At 61.1% G+C, this 22,195-nt stretch carries 17 protein-coding genes, 1 tRNA gene and 1 pseudogene; 12 read left to right on the top strand and 7 right to left on the bottom strand.

Annotated features, from left to right (window positions below):
• Positions 1-82 precede the first annotated feature (82 nt).
• The 11 genes and pseudogenes from J8C05_RS12705 (at position 83) to J8C05_RS12755 (ending at position 8,285) form a co-directional block, all read left to right on the top strand.
• Positions 83-325 carry a hypothetical protein gene (locus tag J8C05_RS12705; RefSeq protein ID WP_014101176.1) on the top strand — a complete coding sequence of 81 codons (243 nt, stop codon included), beginning with the start codon at positions 83-85 and terminating at the stop codon, positions 323-325.
• 170 nt (positions 326-495) lie between these two features.
• Complete coding sequence (locus tag J8C05_RS12710; RefSeq protein ID WP_211423890.1) at positions 496-1,533, top strand: isoaspartyl peptidase/L-asparaginase family protein; 1,038 nt, start codon at positions 496-498, stop codon at positions 1,531-1,533.
• 87 nt (positions 1,534-1,620) lie between these two features.
• Entirely contained in the window at positions 1,621-2,646 is a 1,026-nt protein-coding gene (gene moaA / locus J8C05_RS12715; protein WP_211423891.1) for a GTP 3',8-cyclase MoaA, read from the top strand.
• A 21-nt stretch (positions 2,647-2,667) separates the two neighbouring features.
• Positions 2,668-2,991: an SCP2 sterol-binding domain-containing protein gene (locus tag J8C05_RS12720; protein WP_211423892.1), complete on the top strand. Its 324-nt coding sequence runs from the start codon at positions 2,668-2,670 to the stop codon at positions 2,989-2,991.
• A 55-nt stretch (positions 2,992-3,046) separates the two neighbouring features.
• Positions 3,047-4,243 carry a TonB family protein gene (locus J8C05_RS12725; protein WP_211423893.1) on the top strand — a complete coding sequence of 399 codons (1,197 nt, stop codon included), beginning with the start codon at positions 3,047-3,049 and terminating at the stop codon, positions 4,241-4,243.
• Between the two features lie 76 nt (positions 4,244-4,319).
• Positions 4,320-4,610, top strand: a complete 291-nt coding sequence (locus J8C05_RS12730; RefSeq protein ID WP_211423894.1) for a nucleotidyltransferase family protein — start codon at positions 4,320-4,322, stop codon at positions 4,608-4,610.
• A 162-nt stretch (positions 4,611-4,772) separates the two neighbouring features.
• Positions 4,773-6,026 (top strand): RNA-guided endonuclease InsQ/TnpB family protein, encoded by a 1,254-nt coding sequence (locus J8C05_RS12735; protein WP_459543864.1) that lies wholly within the window; start codon positions 4,773-4,775, stop codon positions 6,024-6,026.
• Positions 6,027-6,056: 30 nt separating this feature from the next.
• Positions 6,057-6,368: pseudogene (locus tag J8C05_RS12740) on the top strand (HepT-like ribonuclease domain-containing protein); the annotation flags it as partial.
• Between the two features lie 24 nt (positions 6,369-6,392).
• Positions 6,393-6,593, top strand: a complete 201-nt coding sequence (locus J8C05_RS12745) for an energy transducer TonB (protein WP_211423897.1) — start codon at positions 6,393-6,395, stop codon at positions 6,591-6,593.
• A gap of 416 nt (positions 6,594-7,009) precedes the next feature.
• Positions 7,010-7,780: a hypothetical protein gene (locus J8C05_RS12750; protein WP_211424043.1), complete on the top strand. Its 771-nt coding sequence runs from the start codon at positions 7,010-7,012 to the stop codon at positions 7,778-7,780.
• Positions 7,781-8,078: 298 nt separating this feature from the next.
• Positions 8,079-8,285 carry a nucleotidyltransferase family protein gene (locus J8C05_RS12755; protein WP_459543874.1) on the top strand — a complete coding sequence of 69 codons (207 nt, stop codon included), beginning with the start codon at positions 8,079-8,081 and terminating at the stop codon, positions 8,283-8,285.
• A gap of 115 nt (positions 8,286-8,400) precedes the next feature.
• Here the strand turns inward: J8C05_RS12755 and J8C05_RS12760 are convergent, their stop codons facing one another.
• From J8C05_RS12760 to J8C05_RS15710, 7 genes are all read right to left on the bottom strand, one after another.
• Positions 8,401-8,685, bottom strand: a complete 285-nt coding sequence (locus J8C05_RS12760) for a hypothetical protein (protein WP_211423898.1) — start codon at positions 8,683-8,685, stop codon at positions 8,401-8,403.
• Positions 8,686-8,797: 112 nt separating this feature from the next.
• A complete protein-coding gene (locus J8C05_RS12765; protein ID WP_211423899.1) occupies positions 8,798-10,489 on the bottom strand; it encodes a sodium:solute symporter family protein in 1,692 nt (563 codons plus the stop codon).
• Complete coding sequence (locus J8C05_RS12770; protein ID WP_211423900.1) at positions 10,486-13,245, bottom strand: protein kinase domain-containing protein; 2,760 nt, start codon at positions 13,243-13,245, stop codon at positions 10,486-10,488. The genes J8C05_RS12765 and J8C05_RS12770 overlap by 4 nt, the downstream gene beginning before the upstream one ends.
• A gap of 238 nt (positions 13,246-13,483) precedes the next feature.
• Positions 13,484-17,302, bottom strand: coding sequence for a TonB-dependent receptor (locus J8C05_RS12775; protein ID WP_211423901.1), 3,819 nt, complete (start codon positions 17,300-17,302; stop codon positions 13,484-13,486).
• Between the two features lie 357 nt (positions 17,303-17,659).
• Positions 17,660-18,634: a DUF3108 domain-containing protein gene (locus J8C05_RS12780; protein ID WP_211423902.1), complete on the bottom strand. Its 975-nt coding sequence runs from the start codon at positions 18,632-18,634 to the stop codon at positions 17,660-17,662.
• Positions 18,631-19,632 (bottom strand): ABC transporter substrate-binding protein, encoded by a 1,002-nt coding sequence (locus J8C05_RS12785; protein WP_211423903.1) that lies wholly within the window; start codon positions 19,630-19,632, stop codon positions 18,631-18,633. Before J8C05_RS12785 ends, J8C05_RS12780 begins: the two co-directional genes overlap by 4 nt.
• Positions 19,633-19,754: 122 nt before the next feature.
• On the bottom strand, positions 19,755-21,941 hold the full coding sequence (locus J8C05_RS15710; protein WP_343316703.1) for a DNA methyltransferase: 2,187 nt from the start codon (positions 21,939-21,941) through the stop codon (positions 19,755-19,757).
• Positions 21,942-22,086: 145 nt separating this feature from the next.
• On the opposite strand from J8C05_RS15710, the gene J8C05_RS12800 reads away from it, so the two are divergent.
• Positions 22,087-22,159: transfer RNA gene (locus J8C05_RS12800), tRNA-Arg, on the top strand.
• Positions 22,160-22,195: the final 36 nt, after the last annotated feature.

The raw sequence follows: 22,195 nt of genomic DNA on the forward strand, positions 1-22,195 counted from the left end.
ACATACCCGCCGGCACAGAGGTTTCGGCCCGTTTCGGAACGTGCGTCAGGCAATCCGAGGCACTGCACTCTGGAAACATCACATGGAAGTCCCGGAGCAGGCGCAGACAGCTTTCAAGTTCCTGACTCAGCCTGCTGTGCAGGACGGGATCGGTGACAGGGACGTGCAGCAGCAGCTCGGATATGGTCTCGAACCGTACCTGCACCTGGGTGTAAAAGTGCTCGCACCCCATATCGAAGCACTTTTCGGGCGGAAAATCGAAGCGACAATGGTGAGCCATAAGCATCGGGCGGGGACGTTTATCGTCGCGCCGGAACAGGTGTGAGGGCAAGTGCTCCGGCTGGCTATACATTAGGGATGGATGCCGGAAGGGTCAATGTTTCTGCGTTCGGGACAGCCAGTCCGGGCAGACGCTGGAATGCGCTTGCGAGACCGGCCCAAGTCATATAAGGCTACGCAACCTTGACCAACGATCTTGCAAACTGTTCAAGCCCTATGAACCACATCTGGTCACGCCGTGCGTTTTTGTCCACGGCTCTTGCCACAACGGCGGCGGCAATCGTCCGCGGCGCTCCATCACAACCGATCGCTTTTGCCATCCACGGCGGAGCTGGCGTCATCGAGAAAGGTTCCATGACGCCGGAACGCGAAGCGCAGTACCGGCTGAAACTGACCGAAACCGTCACGGCCGGCCACCAGGTCCTGAAGCGCGGTGGTACGGCACTGGATGCTGTGGTGACGGCCATCGTCCTGCTCGAGGATTCCGGCATCTTCAACGCCGGCAAGGGGGCCGTGTTCACCAGCGCCGGCACGTGTGAACTCGACGCCTCGATTATGAACGGGGCCAACCGGGCGGCCGGGGCCGTGGCCGGCGTCAAACGCATCAAAAACCCCATTCGTGCGGCGCGGGCCGTGATGGAGCACTCCCCGCACGTGCTGATGGTCGGGAGCGGTGCCGAAGCCTTTGCCGCCGAGCGCGGACTGACACTCGTTTCGCCAAAGTACTTCGGGACGGAAGAAGGTCGGCGCGAACTTGAAAAAATCAAGGCCGAGGAAGCCAGGCGCAAGAAAGTCGCCCGGCAGTTTCCATCTGAACCGGCGGCAGCAGCCAAGTTCGGGACAGTTGGCGCCGTGGCGCTCGATGCCCAGGGCAACCTCGCGGCCGGAACTTCAACCGGCGGGATGAGCAACAAGCGCTTTGGGCGGGTCGGGGACGCGCCCATCATCGGCGCCGGCACCTATGCCGACAACGCGACCTGCGCCGTTTCCTGCACCGGGCATGGCGAGTATTTCATCCGGTCGGTTGTGGCCTACGACATTGCCGCCCTGATGGCCTACAAGGGCTTGTCCCTGAAGGAAGCCGCCGAAGAAGTCATCCTGCGCAAGCTCGTCACCATGGGCGGCATTGGCGGTGCGATTGCCCTTGACCGGCAGGGCAACATCGCCCTGCCCTTCAATTCACCGGGCATGCATCGCGCCAGCATTGACCCGGACGGACGGCTTTTTGTCGGCATCTACCGCGATGACGGGTAATGGGCCGGTGACGGCAGGCATCATTTCCTGCGGGCCGGGAAACCGCTAGGCTTCCGGCCACGGGGCTTTGCCGCCGGATTACCCTCTATGACCTACGCCCATCCCCGGACCGTCCACCTGCACCCACTGCTCCGCGATGCCCACGGGCGCGTCATCCGCGACCTGCGCATTTCAATCACGGACCGGTGCAACTTTCGCTGTACCTACTGCATGCCGGACGAAGGCGTGACGTGGAAAGCCGCCGGAGAACTGCTCACCCTGGATGAAATTCTGGCGCTGGCGCGGGTGTTCGTCGGATTGGGGATCGAGAAAATCCGTCTCACCGGAGGCGAGGCGCTGCTGCGTGACGACGTTGTGGCGCTGACGCGCGCCCTGCGCCAGTTACCGGGGGTGAAAGACCTGGCGCTGACGACCAACGGCTACCGGTTCGAGCAGTATGCGGCCGCCTTGGCCGAAGCCGGACTGCAACGCATCACCATCAGCCTGGATTCGCTGCGCGAAGAAACCTTTCACCGCCTGACGCGCGTCAGGGCGCTGGACCGTGTGCTGCGCGCCATCGAGCTGGCGCATCGCTACCGGCTCACACCGGTGCGCGTCAACTGCGTGCTCATGCGTGGCGTCAACGATGGCGAAATCGAAGACTTTGCCGACTTTGCCCGCGCCTGGGATGTGAGCCTGCGGTTCATCGAGTACATGCCGCTCGATGGGCCGGGCGAGTGGCAACCGACGCTGGTCGTGCCCGGCCGGGAAGTCCGCGACCGCATTCAGGCGCGCTATCCGCTCATCCCCATCGCCGGACAGTCACCCAGCGAAACGGCCCGGCGGTACCGTTTCGCCGATGGTGCGCCGGGTGAAATCGGCATCATTGCCCCTGTCACCGAGCCGTTCTGTGGCGCGTGCAGTCGCCTGCGGCTGACCGCCGACGGCAAACTTCGGACATGCCTTTTTTCGGTCGTTGAGTATGATTTACGCGATGCGCTGCGGGCCGGGGCCGGGCAGCGGGAACTGGCTGAGCGCATCCTGACGGCGGTTGCCCAAAAAGAAGCCGGGCACCGCATCAACGAACCCGATTTCATCCCGCCGAGCCGCACGATGTCCTGCATTGGCGGGTGATGCATGCCAAGGGAGGGCGTCATGCCGGACAAACCCAGCTCGCCGATTGCGGCCATTTTCAGCAACCTTGAGAAGAAATACCGCCCCGGGGCCTACACCAAACCGACGACGTTTTACTTCTCGCTGGATGACGAGAAATGGACGGTGACGCTGGATGCCAGGGCTTGCCGCGTGACCAGGGGCAAGGTGACGGATCAGGCCGATGTGGTGTTGAAAACATCATCTGACCTGTTCCTGCAGATGTGGCGCGGCGAATACCAGCCCGGCGCCGGCGATTTTTTCACCGGACGCATCAAGTCCAATGACCCACAGGCACTCAAGACCTTCATGGCGGCTTTCTCGTGACACCGGGGGCCAGGATGCAATGTCGGTCGTGAAGTTCCGGCACGGTTCCAGTTCCATGTTGTGTCTTATGGCCCTGACGCTGGCTGGCTGGCTGATGCTGGCCGGCGCATCCGTCCAGGGGCAGTCCCCGCCGGGGAACACGGCGGGCAACCGGCTGACGGTGCCGCAACTGGCGGCACAGCTTTCGGATGCCGATGTGGAAACCCGGCTGCGTGCCGCGCTCACCCTGCGGAAGCTGGGGCCGGCCGCCGCGCCAGCGGCAGCCGAACTCGTCAAGGCGCTGCGGGACGAGGACCCGCGTGTGGCGGAACAGGCGATGTGGACGCTGGCTTTCATCGGTTCGCCGGGGCTGGCCGCCGTTCCGACCCTGACGGCCATGGTTCGGGATGTGGATGAACCCAACCGCGTCACGGCAGCGGCCGTTCTGGGTTTGCTGAAACCGTCGCAGGCCGAACCGGCCGCAGCCCTCATCGAAGCCACGCGCAGCAGCGACGCCGAACTGCGGCGGGCGGCGGCGCTGGCCCTTGGTGCGCTTGGAGCATCCGCACTTTCCGGCGTGACGCCCCTGGTACGCCTGACGACTGACCAGAGCCGTGATGTCCGCCAGGCGGCCGTCACCGCGCTGGGACGACTGGGCGGCTATGCAGCTCCGGCGCTGCCGGCGCTACGCGCGCTGACGACAGGTGACGACCCCGACCTGCGGCCGCTGGCGGCGGCGGCCGTCCAGCGGATTGAAAGTGATCTGGCGCGTCCGGTACGGACGGAGCCGACGCCACCGGCCACGACGCCGCCTTCTGCGCCTGCGGATGGACCGCCGCCGGTTCAGGCGGCCAACGGGTCACAGGCCGACGTTCCGCAAACCCGATCCCGGCCGGCGGCGTCACGGATGGAACCGGCACCGGAGCGTCAACCTTCCCGTACCGAACCTTCACGTACTGCGCCGTCCCGTACTGAACCGTCGGAGCCATCGGCCGGGGCGGGCAATCGTACGGGTGTTGTGCTGTTGTCACAGGACAAACCGCGCTACACGCGGGAAGCCGCCATGCGGAACGTCACGGGCGTGGTGGTGGTACGGGTTGAGTTTCGCGCTGACGGGCGGATTGGCAACGTCGAGCTGGTTTCCGGGTTGGGCAGTGGTCTTGATGAGGAAGCCATGCGCGCCGCGCGGAGCATCCGGTTCACCCCGGCTCAGGAAAACGGGCAGCCCGTCACGACGACCATGGACATCAAGTACCGCTTCGTCAACCAGTAGCCACCACAGGGCTTGGCCGGGCCCCGATGATCTGTCCACCGCTCGGATGCGTGGCGCGGGTGAAGAGGGTTGGGCGATGACCTTACGCGCGTTGCTGCAGGAAAAACGGGAAGACATCCTGCGCCTTTGTGCCAAATATGGAGCGCACAACGTGCGGGTGTTTGGGTCTGCTGTGCGTGGTGAAGACCGGCCGGACAGTGACGTTGACTTCCTGGTTGACTTTGAACCCGGCCGGAGTCTGCTCGACCAGATAGCACTGGCCCTTGAACTCGGGCAGTTGCTCGGACGCAAGGCCGATGTTGTCACGGATAGCGGCCTTTACTGGCTCCTGCGCCGACGCATCCTCAAGGAGGCGCGTCCATTGTGAGCAAAGACCCCAGAGTGTACCTGGCGCATATCCTGGAGTGCATCGGGAAGATTGAGCGGTTTACCGAAAAAACGCCGTAAAGCCCTGCACTTTAGGGCAGGGATATAAGGCGCACGCTGTTTTATCAAGCCAAACCTGTGATAAAATAGCAGTATGAGAGTCATGGAAGCCAAGCTACTCAACGGGACAGCAGAGCAGTATCAGGCTCTGGATGAAGCCATCCGTACCGCACAGTTTGTCAGAAACAAATGTGTGCGGTACTGGATGGACAACAAGAGCGTCAACAAAGCTGTTCTCTATGCCCACTGCAAAGGCTTAGCCAAAGAGTTTGACTTTGCCAGGAAGTTAAACTCAGCGGCAAGGCAGGCAAGTGCAGAGCGAGCTTGGGCTTCCATTTCCCGGTTCCATACCAACTGCAGAAACAAGGCGGTCAAGAAAGGGTATCCCAAGTTCAAGAAGCATTGCCGTTCTGTGGAATACAAGGTATCTGGCTGGAAGCTGTCAGGGGATGGGATGACTATCTCGTTCACCGATGGCTTCAATGCTGGCTCGTTTGCTCTGTACTGCAATGGTGAAGCAAGACGGTTGATTCTTGAATCCAAAATCAATCGGGTGCGGGTGATACGCAGGGCAGATGGATACTATGCCCAGTTCTGCTTGGATGTGGAGCGCAAAGAGCGGGGAGCATACACAGGCAATGTTATTGGCATTGACTTGGGCTTGAAGGCTTTCTACACCGACCAGAACGGCAACCCTGTAGAGTGTCCTAAGTTTTTGAGGCGTAGTGAAAGGAGGTTAAAGCAACACCAGCGCAGATTAAGTCGGAAGTTCAAGAAGAGGGCAAAATCCCAATCTAAGAACTACCACAAGCAAAGAAAGCGACTAGGCAAAGTGCATCTGAAAGTCCAACGCCAGCGTAAAGACTGGGCAATTAAGCAGGCACGGTGCGTGGTGGCATCTCACGATGTCGTGGCGTATGAAGACTTGCAGGTGAAGAACCTGGTCAAAAATCATCATCTTGCCAAATCCATTCATGATGCTGGCTGGTCTCAATTCACCCAGTGGCTGGACTACTACGGCAAGGTGTGGGACAAGGCAGTCGTCAGCGTACCGCCGCAGTACACCACACAGGACTGTAGTAACTGTGGGCATAGGGTAGTAAAAACCCTATCCACCAGAACCCATAGTTGTCCTAAATGTGGATTTGAATCAGACAGAGACCAGAATGCGGCTTTGAACATCCTCAAGAAGGGACTAAGCATCTTGGGAATGGAGTGGCAAAACAGTACCTTTGGGCAAAAGGGAACTGCCTCGAAAGAGGGAACGCTTGGGGAGAGATGCACCGCTGCTTTAGAGGGGCAACCTGATGAAGTAAGTGCGCTCGCAGAACCAAGAACAAGAATCCCCTGCCTTTAGGCAGGGGAGTATGTCAAAGGCAAGACACGCTTTCTCGCTGACGACATGGTTCAGGATGCAGTGCTCCGTAACTTTGAGGTCATCGGTGAGGCAGTAAAGCGGTTGGACGAGACCTATCGGGTAGCCCACCCGGAGATTTCCTGGCGCGCGCTGGCGGGACTGCGTGATGTACTGATTCACCAGTACGAGAGAGTGGACCTGGAACGGGTTTGGACTTTGGTTGAAAAAGAGGTTCCCCAACTCAAGCGGGTCATCGTGGCTCTCCTGCCGCCACTCGACCAGCTTGAACGTGAGCTGGCGGGCGACAATACAGCACAGGCAGAGCCAGGAGATGACGTGTGAGTGGCAAGCGGGATGACTGGCAGAATGTCACCGACGCATCGTGGGTCAGTTGAGTTTCGCGCTGATGGGCGGACTGGCAACGTCGAGCTGGTTTCCGGGCTGGGCAGTGGTCTTGATGAGGAAGCCATGCGCGCCGCGCGGAGCATCCGGTTCACCCCGGCTCAGGAAAACGGGCAGCCCGTCACGACGACCATGGATATCAAGTACCGCTTCGTCAACCAGTAGCCATCACAGCGAATCAATCCAGGAATCAATCCAACTGACGGCTGGCAGCCGAACGGACTCCCGCCACGCCCGGACAGGCACGGCTGACCTCTGGTTGCCGGGTTGGCTTTTGTCAACAACGGCACGCAACGACGCCTGAGCAAAATCCGCTCTTGACACCAGAATAACAAGCAAAAGACAATAAACGCTGTTTCGCTCACAGTATTGGTTGAACCTTCGCTTTTGGGTATCGAAGGCGGCTGAAGCGCCTTCCTCCAGAAGCAGCGGGCGTCCGGTCTTCCGTGCACGCCTGCTGATTGGAAGAACCGGGCTTCATAGCCGGGAAGGTGGCTAAAGGCAAACAGGACGGTCTTACTTACAAAAAACGTGTCATCGGGAGTTTGATGGCAACATCGAACTGGGAAGGAGGTTGCCCAATGTCAGACACTCTCGAACAGGCCATTGCGGCTATCAAAGCCGGTGACAAAAACACCGGCGGGCAACTGCTCAATCAGGTACTGCAAACCGATCCCCAAAACGAAACAGCCTGGTTATGGATGACCACTGTTGTTGGCTCAGATGAGGAAAGACGGAAGATTTTGGAGCATGTGCTATCCATCAATCCCGACAACGAAATTGCACAAAACAGCTTGGCCAGACTGAAGCCTCCAGTATCTCCGGCAACTGATATTCAGGTTGATCCCTATCCTACTCCTCCGCAGCAATTTGAGACTCCATTACAACCAGCACACAAGGCAGAGGAAAATGAAGCCGTAAGGAAATGTCCATATTGTGCGGAAACCATCAAAGCCGAAGCCATTGTCTGCCGGTTTTGCGGCAGAGACTTACGGAACGCACAATCGCTTCCTATGACTGTCAGCGTAGCCCAAGTCACAGGCTTCATATCACCCTTACTTGATCAGCGCATTAGGGAGTTGGTAAGTTCAGGATGGCAAATTGTCTTCCGAACTCCGACAGAAGCACAACTGAAAAAACCTAAACAATGGAACTCGCGCGATGTCGTCCTTTTTACTATTTGCTTCACTTTATTTTTTCTTGCCGGAGGAGTAATAGGAGCACTTTTCATAATTATCCTTGCACTTATAGACTATGCAGTAAGAGGAGAAAAAACAGTTTACTATACAGAAGAACAACTCAGGAAAGAACAAGAACGCATGCGCACAAAAAAACTTAGCTTCTTTAGATAAAGATTAATCTATCACGACAGTCAAAGCAATCGTTGCCGCAATTGTATCTCACCTACGGCATTAGCCAAGTTCAGTAGTACAAACCTGATGTACTTCGCATTACACTCCCTTGAAAACAGCCCTGAGCGAGTTACAAACTCAGCTTGTGGATTTCCTTCCAGTAGTTCTTAACTTTATTAGTGACAGCTTGCTTTCTTCTTTGATGAAGTAAGATTTGGCATTTACACAAGCAGCCACATAAAAAGGCTTCCGCAAGTGGCCTTGCGCCTGTAGTCATGAGAGAAGTGGGAAAGATATTCTGCGCCTTTGCGCCAAATATGGAGCGCACAACGTGCGGGTGTTCGGGTCTGCCGTGCGCGGTGAAGACCGGCCGGACAGTGATGTTGATTTCCTGGTTGAATTTGAACCCGGCCGGAGCCTGCTTGACCAGGTGGCACTGTCCTTTGAACTCGGGCAGTTGCTCGGACGCAAGGCCGATGTTGTCACGGATAGCGGCCTTTACTAGCTCCTGCGCCGGCGCATCCTGAAAGAGGCGGCACCTCTGGCCAGTTGCGCGGCAAGCCTCGGCCTTCGGGCCGGGGCGGATGTCCAGCCAGCTCCAGGCTCCATTTCCACACCCCTCACCGCCACTTGCCAACCACCGGGCGGTCACTGACCAGCCCGTAGTTGATTGGCGTCGGCAGCGGACCCGAAGCATTGGCACTGCTCAAAAAGAACTGGGCGCTCTGCGCCGTTGCCCGGAAAACACCTGGCGTATCGCGTCCGTCGCCGTCCCAGTCGCCCGCCAGAGGCAGGTCTCCGGGCTGCGTTCCGGCGATGACCACCACCGGCACATCGGCAAAGCCGGGGGTGTTGCTGTTTCTGAGAAAGAACTGCCCCTGACGGAAAATCCCTACTGTTTCCACACCATCCCCGTTCCAATCCCCAGTCACGGGAATGTCGGATGCCAACCCACGGACAAGCAACCAACCGGCGAGCCGGTATGGTTTTCTGAAAACCTGACATGGTTTCTCCCGGCTACTGCTTCTCCCGCCGGCCAGACCAGCGGATGCGGCTGACGATGACGCCAACGACGCACGTTACCAGACAGCCCACGGCGTTGAGCCAGAGAAAAGCGACCAGATCGGTTGCCGCCAACACCCAGACGACGCCCATCCCCAGCAAAAGCCCGCTGATAGCACCCTGTCCATCGGCCCGTGGGTCAGCCACGGCCAGCACAAAAACGCCCAGCAGGGCCCCGTAAAACCACGAGCCAAAGCGGTTGACAACCTCGATGAGCGAGCCGAGATGCGTCGCATAGAGCGCGCCGACACAGGCCCAGCCGCCCCAGAACACTGTTGCCAGCCGGCCAAACCTGACCAGTTCGACTTCCGATGCCTCCGGCGCCCACCACCGGTGGTACATATCCAGCGCCGTCGTCGTCGCCAGCGCGTTGAGTTCCCCGGCGCTTGTGGACATCGCCGCGGCAAAGATGGCCGCCAGCATCAACCCTACCAGCCCCGTCGGAAGCTGGGACAGAACAAAGGTGGGAAAGATGTGGTTGGTGTCGTCGTAGGGGCGTCCGGTCGTCCCGGACAGCAGCTTCGTAGCCGCCCGGTGCAGGGCGTCGCACCGCGCCTGTGCTTCCAGAAAAGCTGTTTCGGCAGAGGCTGCCGCCGCCGCATGTTCCCGCCGGGCAGCCACGTAGCGAAGGGCCGCCTGCCGCCGTTCATCGGTCGCCACAGCATAGTCGGCCGCAAGCTGGGCATAGGTCTGGCGTGCCGTTTCATCTGTCAGCTCCGCCTTTCCGGCAAACACCAGCGGCGGCGCCGGCGCAAAGACGTAAAAAACGAACATCAGCACTCCAATCAGCAGCACGGCTGCCTGGAGAGGGATTTTCACAAAGGCATTGAGCAGCAGCGACCGGCGCGCGGCATCCACCGAAGTGGCGGCCAGATACCGCTGCACCTGGCTTTGGTCACAGCCAAAGTAGGACAGAAACAGAAACAGCGAGGCCAGCAGCCCTGACCAGACGGTGTACTTCTCGCGCCAGTCCAACGACCAGACCACAGCCGTGAGGCGTCCCGTGGCGCCCGCCACGTGCAGCCCATCCCACAAGGAAACCGACGGCGGGAGTTTGACCACCAGCAACCCGAGCATGGCCGCCAGCCCGACCAGAATCACCACCATCTGTTTGACATCGTTCCACGCCACAGCGCGCACGCCACCCAGGACGGTGTAGAGCGTCGTGACGACGCCCATGGCCAGCACCGTGAAGGTTTCCGGCCAGCCCAGTACGACGGACAACACCACGGCCGGCGCGGCAATGACGACGGAAGTGGCCAACCCCCGCGACAGCAGAAAAAAGAGGCTGGTGAGCGCGCGCGTCCGCGCATCGAAGCGCCGTTCCAGAAACTCGTAGGCCGTGAAGACATTGGCCCGGTGAAAGCCCGGTACGGCGGTGACGCACAGGATGACCATGGCGATGGGAAGCGCAAAGTAAAACTGTACGAAGCGCAGTCCATCGGTGTAGCCCTGTCCGGTGGCGCCCACGAGCGTGATGGCCGAAAGCTGGGTGGCCATCACCGACAGCCCGACCGTCCACCAACCCAGACTCCGGTCGGCCCGAAAGTAGCCGTCCGAAGTCTGTCCACGCCGGCCGGCGCGGAGGCCATCCACGATGAGGTAGGCAAAGTAGGCGGCAATGACAGCCCAATCGAGTGCGGTCATCGGCGCATCAGACCCAGTGCCCCGGAGGGTGTCAGGTCTGGAAGCCCGACACACAGCATCAGGTTGGGGGCATCATCACTGGCGGCGACAACCAACGCCCGGCCATCGGGTGAGAAGGCAAAACTTTCCGGCGGCGACCCAAAGATGTCTCCAACGAGCTGGCGGCGCGTGCGGCTGGTGTCGGTTCCGGGACGAAAATCCTGAATGAAAATACCGCCAGTGCCGATGGTTGAAACCCAGGCGATCTGCTTTCCATCCGGGGACCACCGGGTCCGCCCGTGGCTCAAACCGCCCAGTCCGACCTCAATGGAAAAGACCTGTTCGCCATCGGCCGTGCGGACCACCCGGATGGCATTGCCGGTGCCTTCCTTCATGGTGGTCACGTAGAGCAGGTACTGCCCATCAGGGGAGACTTCCGGCCACCGGGCGGGCATCTCGGCCACCAGACGCTGGCCACCGGAGCCATCGGTTTTCATGCGCCACAGACCATACTGGGGATGATCGCTCACCGTGAAGAAGACCTCTTTGCCGTCAGGTGATACGGTTGGGTTCTGGGCGCTGGCGCCAAACGCCGTCAGCGCCCGGCCGCGCGTGCCGTCCGGGGCGGCCGTCCAGATTTCAAATGTTCCGCTGCGGTTGGAGCTCCAGTACAGGGCTGCTCCATCCGGCGCCACTGCGGGGTCCCAGTCGGTGTCCGGGTGGGTGGTCAGCGGGCGGAGGCGTCCACTGCCGAAATCAAGCTGCCAGATGTCGTTGTTGCCAGCGCGGTTGGACGTAAACACCAACCCTTTGCCGTCCGGTGTGTAGCGCGGCTGGCGGTCAATGCTTGTGCCCCGGGCCAGGACCCGCATCTGGGGCATGTCGTTGGGGCGGGTGCCAAGCCGTACCTCCACGAGATTGCCGCGCCGCGAGCGCGCTTCATAAACCAGCTTTCCATTCCGCAGATCACATACCGGTGCATCGTGCGGGAGTGCGGCAACGGTACGGCACTCCTCCGTCCGTACGTCAAACACCAGCACCCGCGCCGGGGTGATGATGTTCGGCGCTTCCGGTGACGTGGCCTGGATGGCCACCACGGCCGAACTGTCTTCCAGCCAGGCCGGACTCGACAGATAGCCACCACGCTCCTTTGGGTTAAGCTGGCGCGCTTCGCCGGTGGAGACCTTGACCAGAACCACCGGCGAGAAGACGTTGCCGGCAACCACATCCTTGACCAGCGCAATGTACTGTCCATCCGGCGACCAGCGCGGGCAGCGCAGCCGCAAGCCCTCCAATCGGGCAATGGTGCGCAGGTTGCTTCCGTCACTTTCCACCTGTTCCAGCAGGGTCGAGGTGACGCCCTGCCCCCGCACCCACCGGGTCAGGCACAACCGGCGGCCATCCGGTGCCCAGTCGGCATCCACGGCTTCCCCTGCAATTCGGCGCGGTTCACCACCCAGCGACGACACGACGTAGAGTGCTGCCGTACCGTCCTCCATCTGGCGGATGAAGGCGATCTGCTGGCCGTCAGGCGAATAGCGCGGGCGGCCGTCATCGCCGTCCGTAATGGCCACCTCGACGGACTCACCGGTGATGCGCTTGACCCAGATGCGCTGCCGTCCATCGCGCCGGGAAGCAAAAGCCAGGCTCTGCCCATCCGGCGACCACGCCGGCGACGTGTCGCTTCCGGCGTTGGTCAGGTAGGCATAGGTCAAAAACAGCGGCCTCGACCGGCCGCTCCAGAGAAACGCCACCATGCTCCCCAGCAACACAACCGACAACAGAGTACCACCCATCCACCAGAGCGTCCGGGAGCGGTTCAGCGCCGTTGCCGGGAGCAGCTTGCGCGTCGTCGGCAGCGGTGACGCTGACTTGTCAGCAGGCTGTGTGGACAGGTCCGGCCTGGTTTTTTCGGAAATTGTCGGTAGCAGGGTTCGCAGGACGAAAGCCAAATCCTGGGCGCTCTGGAAGCGCTGTGCCGGATGGCGCTGCAAACACCGGACGAGCACCTGCCTGAGATCAGCCGGAAGCGATTTCGTGTTATCGAGCTGCTCAAAGGGATCATCCCGCAGGATTGAGGCCGTGACCTCCACCGGGGTTGCGCCCTGAAAGGCACGCTGCCCGGTAAAGACTTCAAAGAGCACACAGCCGAGCGCGAAAATGTCGCTGCGCCCGTCAAGCGCCGCACCGCGCACCTGCTCCGGCGACATGTACCCCACCGTGCCGACGACCATGCCCGGCAAGGTGCTGAAGGTATCGCTGTCATGCCGGGTTTCTTCATCTTCAGAAATGACCGTTGACTTCACCACCCGGGCCACGCCGAAATCGAGAATCTTGATCTGCCCGTCGGTCGTCAGAAAGATGTTCTCCGGCTTGAGGTCGCGGTGAATGATGCCTTTCTGATGGATGGCCGCCAGCCCCTCGGCAATGGACACACCCAGACGGACGCCGTCGGCCAGGGGAATCGGACCGCACCGCAGCCGCGCACGCAGGGATTCCCCTTCGAGATACTCCATGACGGCAAAGGCCGTCTCCCCTACCACATCAAAGTCATAGATGGCGCGTACGTTGGGATGCGACAACTGTGCAATGGCGCGGGCCTCGCGTTCAAACCGCAACCGGATTTCCTGGTCGCTGGCCAGGTGCGGCGGCAGCACCTTGATCGCCACATCCCGGTTGAGCTTGGTGTCGCGTGCCCGATAGACCTCACCCATCCCACCGGCGCCGAGCTTTTCATAGATTTCGTAGTGGGCAAGGAACGTCCCAAGAGCAGGCATAACAAACACGTCCGCCAAAGCAGGGGCGTCGGGATAGCGTCAGGTGAGCGGTGGCGTACAGCACTGAGGGTTTTTTACGATGGCTGGGAAATAAGCTATAGGCAAGCGGTTGGACACGTCAACCAGGGCTGGTCGGCCACGGTGGCCCGGAATCAGGCTGTCTTCCTGACGCATCGAACCAGAGAAAAAATGGGGGTGCAGAGCACCCCCGACAGAGTCGTGGCCATTGTTTTTGGATTTAGAACACATACCGCAGCACGAACTGCATAAACCGGGGCTGGCTCTGCACGGACGTGAGCCGCCCAAAGTTGGGCAGTGGCTGGCTGCGGAAGGGATCGGTTGGCGTCGCCAACGTCTGCACCCCGTCAAACGGCTGGAAGTTGGTCACGTTGAACACCTCCCACCGGAACTGAAGCGACTGGTTTTCGCTCCACGGCATGGTGAAGCTCTTGGCCAGGCTGGCGTCGAGGTTGGCAAAGGCCGGGAACCGGAAGATGTTGCGCTCGCCGGTCTCGCCGGGTCTGGCGCTGCGGAAGCTCTGGGAGGCAAAGACCGGATCGCGGAAGAGGTTGGGGTTGTTGCCGCGCGTCGGCGAAGATGAAATCTGCCGGATGCGCACGGCATTGCTCGGCACCTGCCAGTTGGTGGCATAGGCCGTACCGTCGCCCGTCGCCGCGCCGGCCACCCGCCCGGAGTTATACCGGGCAATACCGCCAAGCTGCCAGCCGCCGATGAACGCATCCAGGATGCGCGAAGCATTCCCGAAGAAAGCGCGCCCACGCCCGAACGGAAGCTGCACGACGAAGTTGGCATTGATGACGTGGCGCAGGTCAAAGTTCGAGACCGCCCGGTTGTCGCGCTGCCGGAACGGATTGAGCACCAGCCCGCCACCGCCGAAAAAGCCCGCTGTCTGAAGCCCGGAAGCATCATCGAGCGACTTCGAGAACGTGTAGTTGAAATCCCACGTCAGGTAGTTCTTGTACCGCTGGCGCACCGTGATGGCCACCCCGTGGTAATCCGACGTGCCAAAACTTCCAATCGTGTTGAGCGCGCCGTACTGCGGATGGAAAAACAGGTCTTCACCCAGCGGAGAAATCCCGTCAATTTGGTAGCCGCCCGGCCGGGGGCTGTTGTTGAGGATAAGCTGAACGGTCGTCCAGTCAGCCGGGCCGAGCAGGCCCCAAGTGCCGGGATTCTGAAGCATGGCATAGATGGCCTGGCTATTCGTCATACCGGCCTGGATGCCCCCAAAGCCGGCAAAGAGATTGGCCAGGATGCCCGGGAAGAGGATGTTGTTGAAGTACGGAATGTTGGGAATCTGCGAAATCGGCGTGCTGTTGCGACGGAGGTCTTCAAGCTGACCGGCCGCGGTGTACCAGTCCACACCGGTGCGCGGATCGACAAGGTTGTTGAGCGCCATGACATCGCGCTGCGCCAGCAGATTCCGCCCCAGCCGACCAATGTACGAGGCTTCGACAAACAGGCCGGCTGGAAGTTCCCGTCCATAAGAGAAGTTCCAACTGAAGTTGCGTGGCAGGCGGGTCGTCTGGTCAATGGACTGCTCGATCCGCTGCTGGCCGTCATCCGGCTGGGTCAGCGGGAAGCGCAACTGGGCCGGCGGGTTGATGCCGGGGAAGGTGCGGAAGCTCTGCCCCTGCGCCGTAAAGAGCGGCGCAAAAGGCGGACTCGTCAGCCGGAACTGAGCAAAGGATGTTTGCTGCTGCTGCACAAAGCCCAGCGTGTTGCGCTGGTCGAACTGCACGGCAATCTGCTGCCCGAAGTAGTCGTTGGTCAGTGAAAAACCGGCGCGAAACACCGATTGCTGACGGCTGCCAAAGAGCTTACCCCAGAAGCCTTCCTTGAAATCGGGCGTCCACGCTATGGCTACCCGTGGCTGCCAGTTGTTGTAGGCAAACTGGTAGAGCGGATCGCCACCATTGGCCGGACCGGCCAGCCGGATGGTGATGAGGTCGTTGAATGGCCGCCCCTGGGCAGCGCCAATGGCCCGTCCCCGCAGGAAGTCGCCCAGCGGAATGTTCGTGCCGGCCTGGAAACCGTTTTGCTCATAGACGGGCCGGCTCAACCCATAGCGGATGCCGTAGGTCAGCGTGAGGTTCGGCCGGATGCGCCAGATGTCCTGGAAGTAGAAGTCATATTCCTCGGCGGCAAATGACCGCTCCGTAGGACTGCCGGCCGGCAGCAGGCGCCCCTGCTGATCGTAGGTCAGATTCACCGTGTACTGGTTGATGCGCCCGATGAGCGCATTGACGGCATCCCGCACCGGCACGGCCCGGCCGGGCTGGATGGCCAGCCCCAGGTTGTTGACGGCAAAGGTGTTGATGGGGGCCGTCAGGCTCTGGGCATAGAAAATCGGGTTGATGACCCCAAAATCAAAAGCCTGCGCAAAACCCGTCCGCCGGTTGCGAATGATGCGGACATTGGCTCCGAACTGAAACGTATGGTCGCCAAACACGTATGTCGTGTCATTCGTGAAGTTGTGTGTCGGTACGATCCGGTCGAGCGTCCGGGCATTGAAGGTTGGCTGGAACACGAACCGGAAATTGATAAAGTTCTGCGCCGTATCACCCTGCTGACTGGTGGCGAAGCGGGTCAGACCATAGCGGAAGACATTTGTCCAGCGGTTGCTGATGTTCCACGTGTGGCCGGCCGCAATGCCAACCGGGTGCGACCAGAGACGCTGCGCCGGAGTGTCGGGGAAAAAGGAGGTCTGGGTTTGCACGTCATACTGCACGTTGGCGCGGGCAAACAGCGTGTGCCGGCCGGCGTTGTCCACCTTCCAGTCGAGCCGTCCAATGTGGGCATTGAAGTCGAATGGCGTCGGCGCATTGAAACGAAAACCGCCAGTATTGACGCCATCCCCGGCACCAGCGTCGTTTGCCGGATAGCGACTGGCCGCCTGTGCCAGGTACGCCACCGCTGCCGGATTCAACGCCGAACCGCCGCCTGCGGCCGCCAGTGCCGGAAACGCCTGGCTGATCTGCGCCGCCGTCAACGTCCGAATCCCGACCGGCGCGCCGGTGGCCGCATTGACGGCATTGAACCGCAGTTCGCCCCGTCCCAGGTGCGGCAGGGGAACGACGCGCAACACTGACTGCTGCGAGCGGTCACGCCGTCCTTCGTAGTTGTAAAAGAAGAAGAACCGGTCCTTGACGATGGGCCCGCCAATCGCACCCCCAAAGACGTTCTGCAACACCCGTGGTGTCCGCTGCCCGATGGCGTTGGTGAACCAGTTGCCGGCGTTGCCGATTGTCGGACGGTGGAAGAAAAAGGCCGAGCCGTGAAACTCGTTGGTGCCGCTCTTGGTGACGAGGGAGATTTGCGCCCCCGACGACCGTCCCTGGTTGGCGTTCGGGTTGCTCACCGTGACCCGGAACTCCTCAACCGATTCCGGCGAGGTACGCAGCACAGGCGCAAAGGCACTGTTGTTCTGCTGCTCGTTGATGTCCACGCCATCGAGCGTGATATTGCCCTGGTCGCTGCGCGACCCGCTTACCGAGCCGTCCGGGGCCACACCCGGCTGCAAGCTCAACAGACCGGCAATGTTGCGCGCGGCCAGAGGCAGTTCGAGAATCTGCCGCTGGGCAATCGTGTTGCCGATACTGGCGTCCTGGCGATTGACGATGACTTCGGAGCCGCTGCCCGTCACGGTGACGGTTTCCGTCGCCTCACCCACCGACAGCACCACGCCCACGGTTGTACTGCCATCCACCCGCGCGCGGATGTCCGGCTGTTCATAGGCTTTGAAGTTTGTGGCTTCGACTTTCAGCGTATAGGTTGCCGCCGGAACGCCCGTGAAAGAAAAGGTGCCGGCCTCGTTTGTGGTTTGGGTGCGGGTCGTGCCCGTTGCCGGATTGGTCAGCGTCACGGTTGCCCCGGCAATCGCCGCACCCTGCTCATCGGTCACGGTGCCGCGAATGGTCCCCGTCCCAATCTGCGCCAGCGCACTGAGGTTCAACGTCCCCAGGCACAGCACCAGCAGAAATAACCAGGACCAGCGCCCCCACCGTGTTGTGAAAGGAGATGCACAGGTGGTCATCTAAATCGTCCTCAAACTGTGGATTTCGGTTGCCCCACATCAGAAATGGCGGTTTCCCCGGCTGCCGAGGGAAGGTTGACGCCGGAAACCGGCCAAGCGATACGTTTTGCAGGGACAACTTATTACTTATACCTTATAAGCAGGCAAATCGAGTACCAAAACGCGCCCCCCGATAACCCAGCCGACCAAACGCCGCAAAAAGTAAGCAAACACACGTATCCCAGACAGTACGGCGGGCAGGCGGGCCTGTCGGTCGGCGTCGGAAGCCACGTGGAGACCGGGCTTCCCTGACCGAAAATTCGGACAGGCATTCAGATTTTCGGTTTCTCCGGCCGGATTCTGGCAGCGCCACCGGAACTAGCGCCGCCGTTCGGGACGCAGCTCCGGGCGGAGCAGCGTATAGCCTACCAACTCGCCTGTCACCGTCACGCCCCGCGCCTTGAACTGTACCCGCACCGGCAGACGCGCGGCATCTTCTGATACCCAGAGCAGAAAGCTTCCCTTGTAACGGGTAAAGCCGGACTCGTAAGCCTTGAGTTCCAGCTTGCGGGCGCGAAAGGTTCCGGCACTGGTCTGGATACGTGCCACCTCTGGCGTCACCACCACCGGCAGGTCATAGATGCGGTCATCTTCTGTCAACACCATCGGGATGACCGCGCCGGGTGTGAGCGGATGCGTACGCAGGACGTACCAGAAGGTTTGCAGGTCGGTCGTCCAGCCCCGGGCCGGAAGCGTCCGGGTGTTGACCGCCCCTTCGCCGCTCTGCTCCAGCACCACGCGCTTTCCGTCCGTGCGGGCCTGGCAGGTCATCTGGAGGCGCTGGCGCTCGCGCTCGCGCAGTGTGCGCTGGTTATAAAGCAGCCCCAGATCAGCGGATTCGACCACGGAAAGGTATTCATTCCGCACGTCCACCCGCAGCAGCGCCGGGAGAAACCCGCGCGTCCGTGCCTGCGCGTGAAAGGCCAATCCCGATAATGGGGCGGGCAGGGGACACAGGTCGGTTTCCGGCTTGATCTGGGTCACGAGTGCCGTTCTTGCGGACTGGGCCTCATCGGCGGAGACAACTGACAGCACCAGTTCCCCCAGCTTACCGGACAGCGGAAAACGCGAAAAACTGAACTCGTACGTCAGCTTCTCGCCCACGGCGAACGGAAATGGAGGCTGGATGGGAAAGGGCGGCGCAACGGTCGGCTTGCCCGCCAGCGCCGGCGCGGTATCGCTGACGGGCGCGGTGGGTGTCTGTCCCCAGGCAACCTCCGCAGAAAGGCCGGGGAGACCGGGAAACAGAAGCACCCACAGGCAGCAGAGGCGAAGTTTCAGTGGGAATCTCATGGTGCGGCCAGGTTGCAGGACAGTTGTCGGGGGCGTTCCGCAGATGGGAAAAGCCGGGCTTCAAGATGCTCGGCGGCGTCGGCAAGATGCTGGGAGACGGTCGTCAGCGCGCGGCTTTCCACCACCATCAGACGGTTGAGGTCCCGGCCGATGGCCGCCGCCACGGCCGGGTCTTCCAGCCACTGCCGGCGAACCGCATCTTCCTTGCCCGACTCGGCGCTCACCACAATGACATCGGGCCGCCACGCCAGAAGCTGCTCGGAACTAATCTGGCGAAACCCGACAATGCCCTGTTCGGCGGCGACGTTGATGCCTCCGACGGCGCGTACCAGGTCATCGAAGGTTGTCTCCGCGCCGGCGGTGAAGTGTGACCCGCCAAAAGACAGCATCCGTAGCGGCCGTCCACGCTGCCGCGCCCGTTCGCCAAGGGCCGCAAAGCGGCGGTCCATCCCGGCCACGAGGGCTTCGGCCGCCGCCGTTTCCCCAACCGCTTCGCCAATGGCACGGATGTTGGCTCGGATGTCGGCCAGACCGCCGAACTTGGTCAACCGATAGACCGGGGCCCCGCCAGCGCTCAGCAGTTCCACGAGTTCCGCCCGGCTGTAGCTGGCGACAAAGATAAGATCAGGCCGCAACTGAAGAATGGCCTCGGCGCTCCCGCCACACCGCCCCGCGACGGTTTGGGCGCGGTCGGCGCAGTAGCTGTAGCGCGCATCGTCGGCCAGATGACTCAGGGCCACAAGGCGTTCCGGTGCGACCAGCGCGAGCAGGATTTCATCGGTTGCCACCGTCTGCGACACGATGCGCTGCGGTTTGGACGGCAGCACGAGCTGGCGGCCGCTGCTGTCCGTCACGGTACGGGTTGGCGACGCCTTCCCTTCGGACGCCCGTTCTCCCGAAGCCGACGGCGCGAAGGGCAGACACCCCGGCAGGACGGTCAGGACCAGCACCAGTCCGGCACACCCGATGATCCTGATGATGCAATGACGAGCAGCCACACTTCCCCGGCAGGTTCCAAACGGTATTCGCGGCGCAGAGCTTAGCATTCAAAGCCTGGCTTCCCAATGTAGCGCCTGTTCACGGACATCAGCCCGGCAACCAGTGGCACAGGCCGGTTCCTTCAGTTTTCAAGCGGCTCGCGGTAGCGTTGCAAATCCTCCGGTGTCACCTGGTCAGCAGGCGTCAGGCGGTAGTGTTTCTCCGCCATCAGCACCAACTCACCGCTGTCCGTCCTGCCAAACATCAGCAAGGCAACCAGATCGGGTTGAATGAACTGCGCCACGATCGGCCGGCAAAGCAGACCCGGGAACTTGCTGGCGCACATTGCATCGTCCTGCTCAACCTGAACCAGGCTGGCTTGTCCCTGACTACCTTTTCGCTGACTGCCTTTGGCCTGAACAGGAAAGACGTAATGCACGCCGTGCCTGTCCACACCAACGTACAGTTCGTCAGTTTCGATTTGTCCGATGCCCGGCACAGTCGTGCGCAGGTGATTCTGCAGGGAGTAACAAACCGCGCCGGTGAACATATCTATCAGCCGGTTGTAACGCACCTTGGCCAGCAGGGCTTGTTCGTCGTCCAAAGCATAGCGGCTGACCAATCCTGGTGTGGCATCAGGTATTTTCGTCTCCGTGAGGTTCGGGTCAGGCACAATGCGTGCCAAATCAGCGTTCACCAGCACAAAGCGATAGCGTGACCTTCCAGCCGGCTGAATCATCCATGCTTTGCCGGACGGTGCGGTGCCGGATACCGATGGCGGCAGGGGGGTGCGGTAGCGGAAGCTGTAGATGACATCACCCAGATTCTTCGGCAGTTCCACCCCCAACGCCTGAGCCGCCATGACGATGTTAGCCCGCGTAAAGCTGACTTCCGACGCACCTGCCTCGTACTTTTCACTGAAGATATGTTCCACAATGCTGGCGTACTGTGTCGTCATGACGCCTCCGTTGCGCGCATTTGGCAGGCTCTGGGTCATGGATGTGCCGCCGAAGGCATTCCGCGCACCCGGCCAGTGCATGACAACCACTTCCTCACGCAGCAGTTCGCGGGTTGCCGTTGCCAGCCGCGTGCGAAAGAGATCGATGCTTTCCACCTCGTAGCCCAGGTCCTGCGCCAGTTCGGCCAGGATTTGTCCCGTACGGATCAGCACGCGCAGATACGAAGCCTGGTCGCCAACGACATAGGCCAGGCGTGCGCCAGGACGCAGCACATGGCGCAACTCGGACAGATGGCGCACCATGCCGCCAAAATACAGCTTTGTCACCCGGCCGTAGAGCCGTTCAAAACCGCTGGTCTTGCCAAGTTCCAGCCGGCGCGCCTCGATGCTCTCCACCAGAGCCTGGATGCGCGGACAGGCGGCGACCCAGCCATCGTCGTCGTCCTCGCTGGTCACTCCGCGCGTGTTTGAGCGAATCAACCCGCGCTTGAGGGCCTTGAGATCGGCGCGATTGCGGATGAAACCCAGGACAACGGACTCCAGGCGCGTCGTCCGGGTGTATTCCTTCTCGTTCGGGTAGGGCGGTGACGTAAAAACCACATCAATGGACTGTGGCTGGAGCACATCCAAAAGCTGGCGCGCATCAGCAAGATGCACCCGGACCGGGGTGTCGCGTCCGCGCATCTGGCGCAAATCCTGCGCCATGCATCTGACCCGCTCCAACCAACTGCTGACGACCGGCGCATCCGGCTTGACGGCTCCCACGCCCACCTCCGGGCCGAAACGGAGATTGCCGATGGACTCAACCAGGGCCCTGGCGAGCGCCAGCAACTCGTGGTGGCGCCAACGGCTATCGGTATCGGCCTGCAAATGTTCGAGAAGAACGAGGGTTTTGTGCAGAGGGAGCGGACTTATGGAGTTGGTCAGCAGCAACTCCATCTGTTCCGGTGGAAGCTCTCTGAGTTCGGGTGGCGTTGGGGTGCGGCTGCCATTCGTCGCGGCAAGCAGTCCGAACGCCTCGTCGGCAATGCCGGACGCCTGAAGCGCCGCCCAGGTCTTGCCGGCAATCCATTCAGCGTGGTCTGACAACGCATCCGGGTCTGGACGCCAATCCACCTTGGTCTGGCTGGCGAACCAGGCCACCGGATTGCTTTCAATGCCGATGCTGGGAATACCGAGCTTTTTGCACTCGACGAGGGTCGTCCCCGTTCCACAAAATGGATCGAGAACGCAGTGGTGCTCCGAGACGCCAAACCGGTGCAGGTAGTGGCGCACCAGGTGAGGTGGAAACGACAGTACGAAGCGATACCAGTTGTGAACCGGCTCGTCAGCATCGTCCATCTGGTTGTTCTGCAGAGAAAACCGGCGCATGTCACCCATGATTTTCGGTTCACACGGATTCCCGCAACCCCCGGTCCGGCGCCATTCAAAACCTGGCAGACAGCTTTGCCGTACTCCGGCGGCTTGACAGCACGGCTTCTTTCCGGGTAGCGATTGTCCAGCGGAAGGCTGATGTGCTTGCGTAGCTCAGTGGATAGAGCAACCGCCTCCTAAGCGGTAGGTCGCCGGTTCGATTCCGGCCGCGAGCATATTGCCGGCCCCACCGGCAGGCAACCGGCTTTGCG

The organism is Chloracidobacterium sp. N, from assembly GCF_018304765.1.
GTDB lineage: Bacteria > Acidobacteriota > Blastocatellia > Chloracidobacteriales > Chloracidobacteriaceae > Chloracidobacterium > Chloracidobacterium aggregatum.